This is a genomic window from Candidatus Berkiella aquae (assembly GCF_001431295.2).
Taxonomy (GTDB): domain Bacteria; phylum Pseudomonadota; class Gammaproteobacteria; order Berkiellales; family Berkiellaceae; genus Berkiella; species Berkiella aquae.
Genome location: NZ_LKAJ02000001.1, coordinates 2,534,761 through 2,548,808, shown reverse-complemented (window position 1 = coordinate 2,548,808; position 14,048 = coordinate 2,534,761). Strand labels below are relative to the sequence as shown.

The following is a 14,048-nucleotide window of genomic DNA, read 5'->3' as shown; positions in this document are numbered from 1 at the left end:
GGCTGCGTGTAGGTGCGCTTTTGGTTGTATCTTGAAATTAAAAAGCAGCGTAAAAGTCACGCTGCCTTTTATTGAGAGGTTAGTTAGGGGTAGCACGAGATCTTGCGGTATTGTCGATTTCAGTTGTGGTAGCAGAATTTGCTGCCGGTTGTGACCAAAATCGTTGTGTTAATCCTCTAAACTGATTAATCACAAGAGACGGTATCGTACTAATATCACGTGCTAACCAAGAATCTTCATATTGTTCAACCGTCTCTTCATCAGCATAGCCATTCATCATATCTAGCAGGTCAGCTGCTGTTTGTGCCAAAGAACGTTGTGGAGGTTGCGCTGCTTCTTGGTTGTTCTTTGTTGCATTTGGCTGTCCTTTATCTTCTTTATGGCTGTCCTTTGTTGCTTTTGACGGTCCTTTATCTGCTTTATGGCTGTCCTGTGAGGGTTCATCAGCTTGGCCATTGATCAGATCAAATAAATCCGTTGCTTTTTGCAATAAGGATGGATGACTTGTTTGAACTTCATTATGGCTGTCCTGTTGTTGAATAGCGGCAGGTTGTTCATCATTGGTAAACCAATTTTTACTGGCCTGATAACCGCTTTTAGTCAATTGCCACAGGCTTTGCAGTTTATTACGAGCAAATGAAATAGGGGCAACAATGGGTTGTACTATTTGGGTGGCGTGTTGTACTTGGCGGGTTGTGGCGTAAACTTTCTCGCTGATATAGTTGCCAAGCCAGGCGCCAATCACTAATCCGATGGGGCCTGAATGAAAGAAGCCTAAAGATCCACCCAATAAAAGTGATTCATGATTGGTTATCCAATGGCGAAAGTTCAGAATATTATTTTCAATAAAAGTTTTCATATCTATCTCGCTTTGTGATTTTCTAAAAAGGCGAGAGATACCAGCGGATGAGTCGTTCAGCTATCAAAAACAGATTAGCGTAACTAACTTCCAGATTTTCTGTATAAGTCAAATAACTGACATATATATTGAAGTAGACGAAATCTTGCTTAGATTGGCTTATAGATTGAGTCAAAAAATTGTCATTTTCATAAATATTTTGACAAAAACCCAAGCCGTGATTATACCAAATATATCAGTTAGATTAATTAAATAAATTTGGGGTAAGTGAAAATGAAAAAACTGGGAATCGCGATTTGTCTTTCCTCAGCTTTATTGGCAGCTAATGCACAAGCATGGGAAGGAAATTGGTTATTAGGCGTTTCAGGCGGATACGCTGAAAGAGAAGGTAGCAATAGCTTTACCTTTCTTAGCGCAACACCGCTGGCTGGTCGTCAGTCAACCATATCCCATAAACAGCAAGACAATGGCTGGATAGGTGGGGTATTTGGTGGTTATCAGATGGGTTGTGAACGTTGGTTACTTGGTTTAGAGCTAAATCTTGACTGGCGTGATTACGATGATGCACTTGAATTTGCTTTCACGGATTTAGCTAACGTGGGTTGGGCTGTTTCTTACAATTACGAACGTGATTGGGTACTTGGTTTAACGGCTCGGGTGGGTTATGAATTTACGCCTTATCTCTTGCCTTATGCTCGATTTGGTGTTGAATATAGCCGTGATAAATTAAAAGTTGATGCCCAAAGTTCATTAAATGCGGTAGCTCATTTAGATAATCACCGTAATAGTTATCGTCCAGTCATAGGTCTTGGTGCTGAATTACCAATGAGTGGAATACCTGTCATTAATAATATTTCATTCCTTTCACATCTTGCTGTTCGAATGGAATATGATTACCACGGTAAAGGGCGTAAAGTCACAACAGGTGGTACCGCAAGCGATAATGGTTCAATTTCAAGCAGCATGAGCCCTTATGAGCAATCAGCAATTGTTTCACTGGTTTATAATATCTAACAAACAATAAGGGGGCTAATGCCCCCTTTTTCTGCACAGACTAAATAAAAAATCTTAATCCACTCCAGCCAACAATCATTTCATAGGGTTTATCAAAGCTTCCTTTTTTCTTTGGGGGGAGGAGGACTAGATGAAGGAGTGCGGGCTTCATCAGGTCTTTGAGAGCTGGAAACTTTGGTTTTATCATGATGGAATACAATGGGAGGGTGTGACTTATTTTGCACTATTTTTTGTATTTCTTTTCGTAGCGAATCGGCATTTTTAGGATCCGTTTTTTCAATAAATTTAATATACTGATTGGTAAAATCTCGTTTAAGCTGTTCAGCTTTTAGCTGGTCTTTGGGTGAAATGGCCCTTGTTATCGTTATGTCATATCTGTCAGATTCTTTTATATAGGTTTTTAAAATGGCTTCTTGTTTATTTAATTTTGCTCCAGAATTATCTTTTTCTTGCTTAACGAGTTGTTGATATATTTCTTGAGAAATAATGGATTCAACACTATCCTTTTTATATTTTTTTACTTGCTCTGCTTCTTGCACAAGTGAAACATGATTTTGCACCGAAACTAACTGTTCATCTGTAAAACTCACTTGTTTTGCAACGTTTATTGCTGCATTAATGGTGGTCTGAATACGTTTTTTTTCAATATCCTCTGCTTGTCTTTTTTGAAGTTCCTTAAACAACATTTCATAACGTGGAACTCGTTGTGCAGGCATAATGGCGTGATATCCAAAGGTGGTTAAAGCCGATTTATTTTTACTTTCACCTTTAAATGAGGCTGCAACATTTTCTGGTAATTTCTTTTGTAGGATTAGGTGATAAAAGATGGCTGCATCGCTGAAGTGTTTCGCTGAAGATTCTATGATTTTTGTTATTGATTCATAGTTTTTTGTTGAATTGTTTATTTGGGCAAGTAATCGTTCAGAATCATTGATGAGGTCTTGAATGGCATCAAAAAATAATTTTAATTCGACTTGGCTTATTTTACCCTCTAATTGCGAGGGTTTTGATTTATTATAGGCGGCAAGCATTTTTTCTTTATTACTGAGCAAATGTTTTAATCCGGCAAGATAAGTTTGCTCTGTTGATTTGATTTCTTCTAAAACGCTTTGTGCCTTTTCAGTTGCCATAGCAGTCCTCTTGTATTTACACGATGTAGACTTCACCATACGACTTGCTGTATTAATAAAAAGATAACTTAAATTGGGTGTGAATAATAGTTTTGGATATAGGTCATCTGCTCTTTTTCTTCAAAGTTGTTTCTTCTTAGCAAGTGCCTCAACAGGAAGTTGGCTTTTTAAATCCACATAATATCGCTCAATGGTTTCTTTGCATTTTTCTTTATCAATGTGAGAAGCTCTTTTATTGGGATATTGCTGTTTAAGCATAAAATTGAGACATTGCTCTAGTGTTTTTTCAATTTTATCGGCATCTTGACTGATTAAAGCTTGGGTTATTTTAGCCATAATGATATTCATATAAACAGGTCTTTTCGTTTGATCCAACTTATTTATATCGTTACTAAAGTGATTAAATACTTGATCTAATTTGGTAAGTTCTGCTTTGTCATATAAAGAAATTCTAGACAGGTTTATTATCTCACGATAAATATCGGTGAAGATAGCAGGAGGTTTTTGGGTTATTTTATTTAATTTGGAAGTAATTAAATCAAGATTTGTTTGTTTTTCATGTTTGACCGCTTCACGGACAGTATCTTGCCAACGATGAACAATCGCTTGTTTATTTCTTTGCTGATTTAAGGCCTTTTCTGCAGTTTGCTGCCAGACGTTAGAAATCATTTTTTTATCTTTGGTAATGACTTTATCTAATTCCATTTTTGCTTTTTGCTCAGTCTTAACGACAGCAGGATTACTAGCAAAAGAGAGATAATGCGGTTTTAACAAATCAGGATTTGCTTTATACAGTGTAGCCAAAAAAAATCGTCTTATGATGGGGGCACGGTTTTCTAAGTTTAAAATGTCATTTCTTAATTTTTCGATGTTTTCTTTGCTGGTGAGGACAGCAGTGATATCTACATCTTTAGGTATGGCAAATTTATAGGTTTCTTGAATATATTGAGAGAAAATATTAGATTGTGATTTTAGCATATTGATGATTATTTGGTCAGATAAAAGATTTTCGTCTTTTAGTCGTTTAATTTCAGTGAGTAATAGCGGAGTGGTATTGGCTGCTTCATTTGCAAATGCTATGGCATAAAAAAGATCTCGATAATGCCTGTCCCAAAGTGTTTTTAATGATGAGTGTTGATGATTATTCAGCTTATAATGTTCTAGAGCTTGTGCGATAAAATCCTCTAGGAAATTTCTGGTCCTGAGAAATTTATTAGCAAGAGTATTTTGTTGAAAACCTTGCCATTCACTTACAGCAGGCAGTGAAGAAGGGCCTTTTGTCATAAAAGAAGAAAGCGTATCAGCATATCGCTCAAATTCTTTTTTGCCCGTTGGGATGTAGTGGCCCTTGTTGTTATACTTTTCGTGAGGTTGTGGGTTGCCTATTTGAGTGATGCAAACTCTAGCGAGTTCCTCTTTTCCTTGGGCTTTGAGTCGTTTGTAAAAATCAAGAGTGACTTTTGCATTAACATTATGATCATCCTTGTTATGCATTAGTAAAATAGGATCTTGAATTTTTTTCAATTCATTTTTTTGGCTAGGATCTAAATATAATTCAGGACTTTGCGCTATATGCCGAGTCATCGGATGATCACTTTTTATAGACATGCTTCTTGAAATACTACCATCATGTGAAATATATCCATCAAAAGTATGAGGATATAATTGAGCATGTCTTAGAGCCATTGCTCCACCAAAGCTTTCTCCTTTAAGGTAAATTTTTTGCTTATCAAGGCCTTTTAAAGAAGGATGTAAAGATTGTGGATTTTCTCTAATTGTATTGTAAAATTTGTCAATACAGGCTTGAATTTCAAGGAAAAGATCTTCTGGCATCTGATTTTGAAATTCCTGTAGTTTTAATATGTCGGGTAAATTTAAGGTAATGACAGCAGTTCCTTCATTAAGCATATGTTTTTCTATCTCTGTGTAGTAGCCGGGGAAATAGCAAGTATCATCTTTATCGTCACTCGCTTGATTGCCACCGTAAACTTTTACGATAATATTTTGAATGGGAGGAGTGGGTAAATGAATGTTATAACCAATCGGAATGGTCTTTTCATCATCGAGAAAGAGAGGCCGCCCTTTTTCAAAGGTATTGGTTTTTGTATTTTTCGGATTGAATGAAACATAACCATGATTGTTGTAAATAGTATTTATATTTCTTGGTGACTTTTCTACGTGTTCTTCTCTTGTTTCATTCCCTTGTTCAAAGTAAATAAGGCCTGGTGTTTCAGAGATAAAACTATCAAACATGGTAGCAATAGTATGTTCAATATTATCTTTAATAAGACTTTCATCAGCACTAAAAGAATGGATTAGCGCTTGCTCCATATTTTCTTTGATATAATTTAATATAGTAGCTAAATTTCCGGCAGGGATCTGTTTAATATCATTTATGAATTTTTTAAAATTGGCGTTAGCTGCAACTTGGGGAGCATCAAATGCGTGTTTGAGAAAAGCAAAATCTTTAGTATTTAATGAAGCAATAAAGTCTTTATGATCTTCCCAATGTTTGATTAAATATGTTATATAAAGTGTTAGTGCATCGTGAAACTTATTTTCATTAGAAGGTGATGAAAATAATAAAATATCTTTTTTCAATAACACTTCAAAGAGTTTCTGTCTATCACTTTCTGGCATGGTTTCATCATTTAAATATTTGAGCAGTTGTAAAGCAAGTTCACTTCGTAAATTGATTTTATCCCATTCAATAAAAATAAACATTCGTTCAATATCGGAAAGAGAAATTTTGCCTGTTTTTACTTGCTCAATAAAAGGCAATGTAATCTTAGGAAGTATTTCAGAGAAGGCATTTTTCACTACTTCGGGATTAGATCTTTTCATGGCATCCACAAAGTCATAATTATTTTGCCAGTCATCAGTGCTGCTGATAATGGCTAATAATAATCCTTTTAAAGAAGGTTCAAATGCGTTTCCAGTGTTTTTGCTGTTTAATACATTGATGATCTGAATAATCTGTTCTTCCTGTATTGCGCAACACATTTCGGATTTTATTTCAGCATTGACATTCTGATCCAACAAGAAATTGATTTTCTCTTCAATAAAGCCATTGCTTTGAAAAGCACTTTTCAATCGTCTATATTGTTCAGAGCGGCGTGCCATATGGATATTATTTCTAGCAAAATACATTAATGTTTTTAAGCTTAAATGAGTTCCTTTGGGCATTTTGTTTAACATGTAATAATGAAGAAGTTGAGTAACATCCTGAGGAAGTTTAATATTGTTGTCTAACATTTTTGAAAATAAATTATCAATAGTTTTATAATCAATACTGTTTAGTTGATCGATTAACGATTGTGCTTGAGAATGATACTGTTTTTGATTAAGTATTGAATAAACAAGAGGATTAAGATTTTGACCAAACGTTATGGTATCTGAAAAACTCTTTGCACTATAAGCATATACTTTTTCTAAGTCAGGATCTTCTATTAAAACAGCTTCACCTGATTTATTAACATAATAAACCCACATTATTTCTGGGTTTTGACTTTTATCTCTAATAACAATGGGGGCTTTATCAGGATAATATTTTTTTAAGTCGGAAAGAGTAGGTGGATTAGTAACAGCAAGAAAATTAACATCATAACCTGTCCAATCAGAAAGTGCTGTATTTTGAATTTCTTTTAAAAGTGGAGTGGTCGAAGAAGCACCCTTTCTTACTTTTGTCAATTTATCCAGATTATCAAGTAAACGTCTACTTCTTTCTTGATAGGTAACTACAATTGAAGGATCATCATCAGACATAACCACCTCATTTGGGAGGGTTAAACATAGCGCTATATATTGAAGACAAAATGGATGAATTAAAGTTCCCGATTTAAGGAATTAGGGGGAGCCTCACATTTTTGCCCCAAGTAGCGATGCTAAATTTGCTGTTTGCTTGATTAATATATCAAGTTGTGTTAGTAAGTATGCCTGGATTATTTACTATTAAGATACTTAATATGACCTCTCTCTCGAATTCTATTTTATGGCAACGCATGCAAGAATATTATGCGCAATTAGGCACGGAAGTTTGGGAAGATGAGGTGGTCCCCCAACAAATCACTAACAATACCTATTTAGCTAATAATTATGCGAAACAGATTATCGCGCAAATTCAAGACTATATTTCAACCCATGGTAAACCACTGGATGACTGTCCCTTTTATGTTCTTGAAATAGGGGCAGGCCATGGTCGGCTGTCATTTTATTTACTCGAAAATTTACGCCAAGCTTTTGAGGTTTTTGGATGGCCTAAAAAATGGCTAAAGTTCATCATGACCGACATTAGTTTAAAGAGTCTTGAAACCTGGCAAACGCACCATGCGTTAAAACCTTTTATCGATGAGGGTTGGTTAGATCTTGCTGTCTATAATGCAAATCAAGATACTCAGATCAAATTAGCTATTTCAGGGCAATTAATCGAAGCAAAGTCAATCAACAAGCCCTTGTTTGTGATCTGTAACTACATCTTCGATACATTGTCACAAGACGCATTTCAAGTCATTAATCATCGCTTACATGAAGTAGAATTAGTTATCAAAAATCAAGCTCAACTTGAGAAAGGTGAGCTAAAAGATTATTTTAAAGATGCTAAATATGAGTTTGTAAAACATCCAGTTAAAACGCAATATTACACTGAAAAGCCCTTATTAAATAAAATATTGCAGGCTTATGAAGCAGAGTGTGAAAATGCTGCATTTTTAATGCCAATAGGTGCTATCCACTGCATTGAAAATTTAAAGAAACTCACGCAAGGGCCTTTAATGTTTTTGGTTTCAGATAAAGGTGTTACTGATAAAGATTTATTTGATGAAGATGATGATCCAGATATTTCTTTTCATGGTTCGGTATCGATGATGGTAAATTTTGATGCGCTCAAACGCTACACAGAGCTTTGTGGTGGAAATTGTTTTTTAATGGGAGATAAAGGAGCCGATTTTCAAGTGGCAAACTTTATTTTTCAAGCAGATTATAAAATACCACAAACAGCGTATGCTTTTGCTAATAGTTTATCTTGTTTTAGCCCTCAAGATCTTTTTGATATCTGTTACATCGAAGATGAGCCTGTAAAACTTAAAACGCTAGAAGCTATTGTGAATATTTTAAATTTAGCAGAATGGGATCCTAGCATATTTTACGATTATCATGAACTACTCATCGAAAAATTAGAAAATGATGATATGACGGTTAACGTACAGCATAGCATCTTAAATGGACTTGAACGTGCTTGGCGTTATTTCTTTAAACTCGAAAAATCTCAAGATCTGCCTTTTGCTATTGGATCAACACTTTATAATATGGGCTTAAATGAAAAAGCAATTGAGTTTTACAATTATTCATTAGCTTATTATGGTAAAGATAAAGATACCTATTTTAATCTGACTTTGGCATATCATGCGCTTGAAAATTATGAAAAAGCGCAAGAAATGATCAATGAGTCACTTAAAATTTCTCCTAAAGATGAAGCAATTGCAGAATTGCAAAAAGAAATTGATCCAATGCATAGTTAACAAGTTCGCTTTTTTGATAAAAAGAAGCTGATACTGAGGTATCAGTTTCTTGGTAGATTGCTATATACAGCGAGATAAAATAAATTCGGTCATCGCGACATCTTGAGCGGCAATGCCTGAAAAATCGGCAATAATGGTTTTTGCTTGTTTAGAGATGCCCGTTTTTAAAACATGCCCAAGTTCAACAAGAGAATCGGTACTCATTATTTTGGTATGGAGTGCTTTGGCGACATCGCCATACTTGCTGGCTTGTTGCTTACTATCAACCATAACGATATCACTTTTCTCAAAAAGCTTCAGTGATAATTCTCGTTTATGTTCGTCATCACTGCCAAGTGCAATAAAAGCTTTAGGGGTATAAAAAGGGTTGTCTTGGATAATCGGTTCTTCTGAAGAAGTTGCAGTAAAAACTAAATCACAATTCATCACTAATTCATCTACTGATTGGCAAGTATGGGGAGTTATCATTTTAGCCTTAGCTAAATCTCTCGCGTAGAGCAGGGTATTTTTATTAGGGTATTTGAGTTTGGCTATTTCATAGAGCATTTTTGCAACATTGCCACTGCCAATAATACCTATATTACTGATTTGCCAAGGAATGACTTCACTTGCAATAATGCCTGCAATAGCGGTTCTTAAGGTTGTCAGCCAGCCCATATCACGTAGGATGGCTTTTAACTCGCCTGTTTGGGTGGCAAAGACGAATATGGCACCTTGACTACCAAAGGGACCGCCATTGGCAATCTTAATCACCAGATGCTGACTATTTTGCTGATAGCCACCTTTAATATGGCAGTCACTACCATAATTGGGAAACATAAATTGCATGGGTAGCGGAACGTTATAACCCCCTTCTGAATAGTCACTAAAGGCTGATTTTTGTGATGAAATTAATAACGCTAAGTCATCAGCCAGATTAAGCGATTGCTGTATTTGAGATAATTCAATGATTTTCATGCGTTAAGAATTCTTCTAATTTATCAAGACATTCTGGCATGTCTTTTCTACCATATCCAATGCGAAAATGATTACTATCATGATCATAAATAGAAGCAGGCATCAACAGCACGCTTTTTTCTTCTACTAAACGGTCGCAAAAAACATCAACCGATTCCGAGCTTTTATATTTTATAAAACCGACACAACCACCTTGGGGTTTTACCCATTCGAATAAGTGCTGATATTCTTTCAAGAATACGTCTAATAGCCTTAAATTTTCTTGAACAATAGTGTTATTTCTTTTCAAGATGAGATCTTTATTTTGCAATGAAATAAGTGAAATAATCTCGGCAGGAGCACTATTGCAGATTGATAAATAATCCTTCAATAATTTCATTTTATGAATAAGGGCTTCATCTTGGCAAGCAATCCAACCAATGCGCAATCCTGGCATCCCAAAAGATTTACTCATGACGCCAAGTGAAAGTGCTTTATTATATAAACAAGCGGCAGGTTGAGCCCATGCTTTTTTAGGGGTCCCAAGTAATCTATACACTTCATCGGAAAAAAGCCAGATATTATGCTTATCACAGAGCTTAACAAGCTCAGTGAGTTCTTCTTGGTCAATGATCTGTCCAGTCGGGTTATGGGGGAAATTAATAATGATACACTTTGTTTTTGCTGTAATGGCATTTTTAATTTCATTTAAATTAATCCGCCATTCTTCCTCTTCTTTCAAAACTAATTCAGTGACTAAGGCTCCCTTGGATTTAGGCAGTTCAGTTAGTGATTGATAGCAAGGAGTCATCACAATAACATGATCATCATTTTCACATATCACTGAAAGTGCAGAGAAAATGCCTTCTTCGGCACCGGCAAAGCATAAAATATGGTTTGCAGACAGTCCTGGATACAGCGAGCTTGCTATTCTTTCTCGTAATAATGGATGTCCATAAGGTTCCGTGTATTTAAAGCTTAGGTTATCCCACAATTTCTTATCTTCAGGACTTGCTATTTCTAGGATTTCTGAAAGCGAGAAACTTTGCGCATCAGAGCAGCAAAGTAGATGCTTAGCTGAAAACTCATAACGGGTTAAATATTCTTCTAATTTAAATACGGGAATAGCACTCATTGTTATCTCAACTCTTTTAAGTATTTAAAAACGGTGGCTCTACCAAGATCTAATATTTTAGCGACATAATCAGCTGCTTTCTTTTCGTTAAAAGCACCTAAAGCTAGTAAATATTTCACTAAATCTTTCTTGTCGGAGGAATGTAAATTTTCAAATGAAAGATTGTTTTTTTGTAAATAATCATGAATGGTGAGATGAAGTTTTTCTTGCCAGTCATTAACAAAAAGAGAACGGGGTTGAGAGCTGGCAACGCTCAGCAGAAGTTCGCTTATATTTTGCATTTTACTGAACACAGAAATATCGCAATTAATGCAAAGCAGCCACTTATTTTCTAGCAGTACAGATATAGACTTAATCAATTTTCCATCAAAATTAATTTTGGGATAAATGATTTGCGATACCTCTTCTAAGGCTTCTTGTTCAAGTAAAGAAGGATCGCCTACTTTTCTTGCTGATAAAGTGCCATTCAGGTAAATGATTTTATCCGAATCAATTTCATGGATCACAATTTCAATGAGAGGGTGCATCAATTGCACCATGGCGTCACAAATCGGAATATATTGCTGCAAAGGAATATCCTAAGATAGGCCAAGATAGCATCAAAATATACTATTTAGTTTATTATGTCAATAAATATAGACTATTTAGTGCCGACACAAGATATCGTGCTGATACACATAATGAAAGAGAATGCTGCAAATCAATTGAACCAGTCCTAAGCATTCTCTAGCCATTTATCATCTGTTGAAAAAACATATGAATATCATGGCGCAAGAGAAGCAATCTATTTCTTGTCACTATCCATATCCCCAGTAGACTTGATTTGAAAAAATGACATATAGATATAAATAGCCTTTGAACATAAATTGATTTTATTTCAGCTATTTTATGTAAAATCTCATTTTGGAGAGTTTCAATGAGTCGTGTAGTTAATACTTTAATGACTTGGCTACTGATATTATTCACCTTGTTACCTTGGCAAATTCAGGCTGAGCAAACGACAGCAAAAAAATTCTCACAAGCTGAAATAGAACAATTAGTCGCCCCAATTGCACTTTATCCTGATCCCTTACTTGCACAAATTTTGATGGCTTGTACTTATCCGATTGAAATTATCGCAGCTTCCAAATGGTTGCAAGAGAATCCTAATTTAAAAGATGATGCATTAAAGAACGCATTAAAAAATCAAACTTGGGATCCCAGTGTTAAATCACTGACCGCTATTCCAGATATATTGAACAAACTGAGCGAAAAACTAGAGATGACAATCAAGTTAGGTGATGCATTTCTGGCGCAACAAGATGACGTGCTTTACGCCATTCAACAATTACGTCAAAAAGCTCAAGCAAGAGGTAACCTTAATTCAAACAATGAACAAGCGGTGAGTGTAATATCGAATCCTAATTATCAAGCGACATCGGGTGATTCACAAACCACGGATCCGTTACAACAAGAAGCAAACTATATTCAAATCGAACCGACCAATCCCGATGTTATCGCCTATCCATCCTACGATCCAACAACCGTATATGGAGAATGGCCTTATTCGGACTATCCTGCTGATTACTACTATCCAGCAGGTTATGGTTACGTTCCTGGAATGGCCTTGGCATACTCACTGGGTTACCTTTTAAGAGATGGTGCTTACGGAGATATTTCATGGACTGGTCAAGGTATTACGATTAATGTTGATCGTTATTTTGAGTTTACGGGTGACAGAATTAATAATCCTGACTGGAAACATGATTCAACTCATCGCAGAGGGCTACCTTATCGTGATGCAAATTCTCAGAAAAAGTATGCACAAGCACAAATACAAAGCGAGCAAATTAGAGAAGCTTTTCGAGGGCATCAGGTATTAAATAATAACAATATCGATGCGGTACAACAAAAAATTAGTGAGCAACGATCCAGTTTGGATCAACGGTTTTATGGCGCCCAAATGCCGAATACCGCCCAAGTGCCGAGTACCGATAAGCAAATACACGCTCAAGATCTGAACAATTTACCTCAACAAAGAATAGATAATCAGCAAAGAAGAGAACAATTAGAAGATAATAGGGGGAATCGTCAACAACGAATAGCGGATCGTCAAGATCAAGGAATGTCTGCACAAGATCGAGACATACAAGCACAGCGAGAACTATTTCGTGAACAACAGCAAAAACAAGAAAGAATTCAGGAGCATCAGCAAGAACAATTTCAGGTTCAACAACAAGAGCTGCAACAACAAAGAATGGAGCGTCAACAACAAAGAGCAGAGCAGCAACAACAAAGGATAGATCAACAAAGACAGCAGCAGCAACCCAGATTTCAGTCGCAACAATTTGCTCAGCGTCAACAAGGGCAACAAAATGCGGCAAGGGAGCGCTTTGCAGAACGCCAGCAAGGAAATGCTTTTGATGGGATTAACCATGCTGCTCAAGCAAGACAATACAGTAATCGTGGTTCGCATAGTTTAGCATCGAGTCGTGCTGCCAGCCGCCCTGCTGCAAGCAGAGGCGCACGTGGTGGCGGTGGACGACGCTAAGAAAGGAGAAATTGCATCTCATGAACAAATATATCGTTTCGCTATTAGTCATTTGCAGTATGCTATGCGCATCATCTGTTAAAGCTGAGCAACTTTATTTTTCAACGCCACAAGCAGCAGTAAAAGAACTCATTGTGAGCATTAAAGAAAAGGATATGAGTAAATTGCTCAATATTCTGGGTTCAGATGCAAAACCTATTTTGGACTCTGGCGATCCTATTGAAGATGAAGCGAATCATAATAAGTTTTTAAAAGCTTGTGATGAAGAAAATAAGCTTGAGAAAGTTAATGAGGTAGAGTATCAATTAACATTAGGAAAAGATCATTGGGAATTTCCAATACCCTTGTTGAAGGGTGACAAAGGTTGGTACTTTGATACCAATGCAGGTAAACAAGAAATTCTCAATCGTCGGGTCGGTCGCAATGAACTTTCCGCCATTAATGCAGTTCTTGCTTATGTCGATGCACAGCGCGAATATTATATGACTAACCCTGAACATGCGAAAATGAACACCTACGCACAGAAATTGATGAGCTCTCCCAATAAACGTGACGGTCTTTATTATCCTGTGAATGCGGGTGAGACGCCAAGCCCATTAGGAGACTTTTTTGCCCAAGCAAGTTCAGCTGGATATGGGGATTCAAAAGGCAAACAACAACCTTATCTGGGGTATTACTATCGTATACTCAAAAGCCAAGGAAAGGATGCACTGGGTGGTGAACTTGATTACGTTATGAAAGACAAAATGATTTCAGGCCATGCACTGATTGCTTGGCCGGCAGAATATGGTAATTCAGGCGTGATGACTTTTATGGTGGGGCAAGATGGGGTAGTCTATGAAAAGGATCTAGGTCCGCACACGACTGAAGATGTTGCTAAGATAACGAAATATAACCCAGATAAAACCTGGAAAGTGGTGAAGTAGCT

General features: G+C 36.4%; 10 protein-coding genes. 4 read left to right on the top strand and 6 right to left on the bottom strand.

The features are described from left to right. Positions 1-79 precede the first annotated feature (79 nt). Positions 80-859, bottom strand: a complete 780-nt coding sequence (locus HT99x_RS11195) for a DUF4564 domain-containing protein (RefSeq protein ID WP_075064832.1) — start codon at positions 857-859, stop codon at positions 80-82. Positions 860-1,132: 273 nt separating this feature from the next. On the opposite strand from HT99x_RS11195, the gene HT99x_RS11190 reads away from it, so the two are divergent. After that, entirely contained in the window at positions 1,133-1,873 is a 741-nt protein-coding gene (locus HT99x_RS11190) for an outer membrane protein (RefSeq protein ID WP_075064833.1), read from the top strand. 92 nt (positions 1,874-1,965) lie between these two features. On the opposite strand, the gene HT99x_RS11185 is transcribed toward HT99x_RS11190, so the two are convergent. Continuing rightward, positions 1,966-3,003 carry a RhoGEF domain-containing protein gene (locus HT99x_RS11185; RefSeq protein ID WP_075064834.1) on the bottom strand — a complete coding sequence of 346 codons (1,038 nt, stop codon included), beginning with the start codon at positions 3,001-3,003 and terminating at the stop codon, positions 1,966-1,968. Positions 3,004-3,123: 120 nt separating this feature from the next. Further along, positions 3,124-6,768 (bottom strand): prolyl oligopeptidase family serine peptidase, encoded by a 3,645-nt coding sequence (locus tag HT99x_RS11180; protein ID WP_075064835.1) that lies wholly within the window; start codon positions 6,766-6,768, stop codon positions 3,124-3,126. A 200-nt stretch (positions 6,769-6,968) separates the two neighbouring features. On the opposite strand from HT99x_RS11180, the gene HT99x_RS11175 reads away from it, so the two are divergent. After that, complete coding sequence (locus HT99x_RS11175; protein ID WP_075064836.1) at positions 6,969-8,519, top strand: SAM-dependent methyltransferase; 1,551 nt, start codon at positions 6,969-6,971, stop codon at positions 8,517-8,519. 60 nt (positions 8,520-8,579) lie between these two features. Here HT99x_RS11175 and HT99x_RS11170 read toward each other — a convergent pair whose 3' ends face one another. The 3 genes from HT99x_RS11170 to HT99x_RS11160 are packed head-to-tail and all read right to left on the bottom strand — an operon-like array spanning position 8,580 to position 11,159. Then, entirely contained in the window at positions 8,580-9,476 is an 897-nt protein-coding gene (locus HT99x_RS11170; RefSeq protein WP_075064837.1) for a Rossmann-fold NAD(P)-binding domain-containing protein, read from the bottom strand. Next, complete coding sequence (locus HT99x_RS11165; RefSeq protein WP_075064838.1) at positions 9,463-10,590, bottom strand: aminotransferase class I/II-fold pyridoxal phosphate-dependent enzyme; 1,128 nt, start codon at positions 10,588-10,590, stop codon at positions 9,463-9,465. The genes HT99x_RS11170 and HT99x_RS11165 overlap by 14 nt, the downstream gene beginning before the upstream one ends. Before the next feature lie 2 nt (positions 10,591-10,592). Next, the gene (locus HT99x_RS11160; protein WP_083482748.1) at positions 10,593-11,159 is read right to left on the bottom strand and encodes a helix-turn-helix transcriptional regulator; all 567 of its coding nucleotides are present in this window, start codon (positions 11,157-11,159) and stop codon (positions 10,593-10,595) included. A gap of 347 nt (positions 11,160-11,506) precedes the next feature. Between HT99x_RS11160 and HT99x_RS11155 the strand changes: the two genes are divergently transcribed. Both HT99x_RS11155 and HT99x_RS11150 read left to right on the top strand, forming a co-directional pair. Further along, positions 11,507-13,120: a DUF3300 domain-containing protein gene (locus HT99x_RS11155; RefSeq protein WP_075064839.1), complete on the top strand. Its 1,614-nt coding sequence runs from the start codon at positions 11,507-11,509 to the stop codon at positions 13,118-13,120. 20 nt (positions 13,121-13,140) lie between these two features. Continuing rightward, positions 13,141-14,046, top strand: coding sequence for a DUF2950 family protein (locus HT99x_RS11150; RefSeq protein ID WP_075064840.1), 906 nt, complete (start codon positions 13,141-13,143; stop codon positions 14,044-14,046). Positions 14,047-14,048: the final 2 nt, after the last annotated feature.

Excerpts from the sequence above, each read along its gene's own strand:
- HT99x_RS11155 (WP_075064839.1), top strand. The coding sequence starts at position 11,507 with ATGAGTCGTGTAGTTAATACTTTAATGACTTGGCTACTGATATTATTC.
- HT99x_RS11185 (WP_075064834.1), bottom strand. The coding sequence starts at position 3,003 with ATGGCAACTGAAAAGGCACAAAGCGTTTTAGAAGAAATCAAATCAACA.
- HT99x_RS11175 (WP_075064836.1), top strand. The coding sequence starts at position 6,969 with ATGACCTCTCTCTCGAATTCTATTTTATGGCAACGCATGCAAGAATAT.
- HT99x_RS11180 (WP_075064835.1), bottom strand. The coding sequence starts at position 6,768 with ATGTCTGATGATGATCCTTCAATTGTAGTTACCTATCAAGAAAGAAGT.
- HT99x_RS11165 (WP_075064838.1), bottom strand. The coding sequence starts at position 10,590 with ATGAGTGCTATTCCCGTATTTAAATTAGAAGAATATTTAACCCGTTAT.
- HT99x_RS11150 (WP_075064840.1), top strand. The coding sequence starts at position 13,141 with ATGAACAAATATATCGTTTCGCTATTAGTCATTTGCAGTATGCTATGC.
- HT99x_RS11170 (WP_075064837.1), bottom strand. The coding sequence starts at position 9,476 with ATGAAAATCATTGAATTATCTCAAATACAGCAATCGCTTAATCTGGCT.
- HT99x_RS11195 (WP_075064832.1), bottom strand. The coding sequence starts at position 859 with ATGAAAACTTTTATTGAAAATAATATTCTGAACTTTCGCCATTGGATA.
- HT99x_RS11190 (WP_075064833.1), top strand. The coding sequence starts at position 1,133 with ATGAAAAAACTGGGAATCGCGATTTGTCTTTCCTCAGCTTTATTGGCA.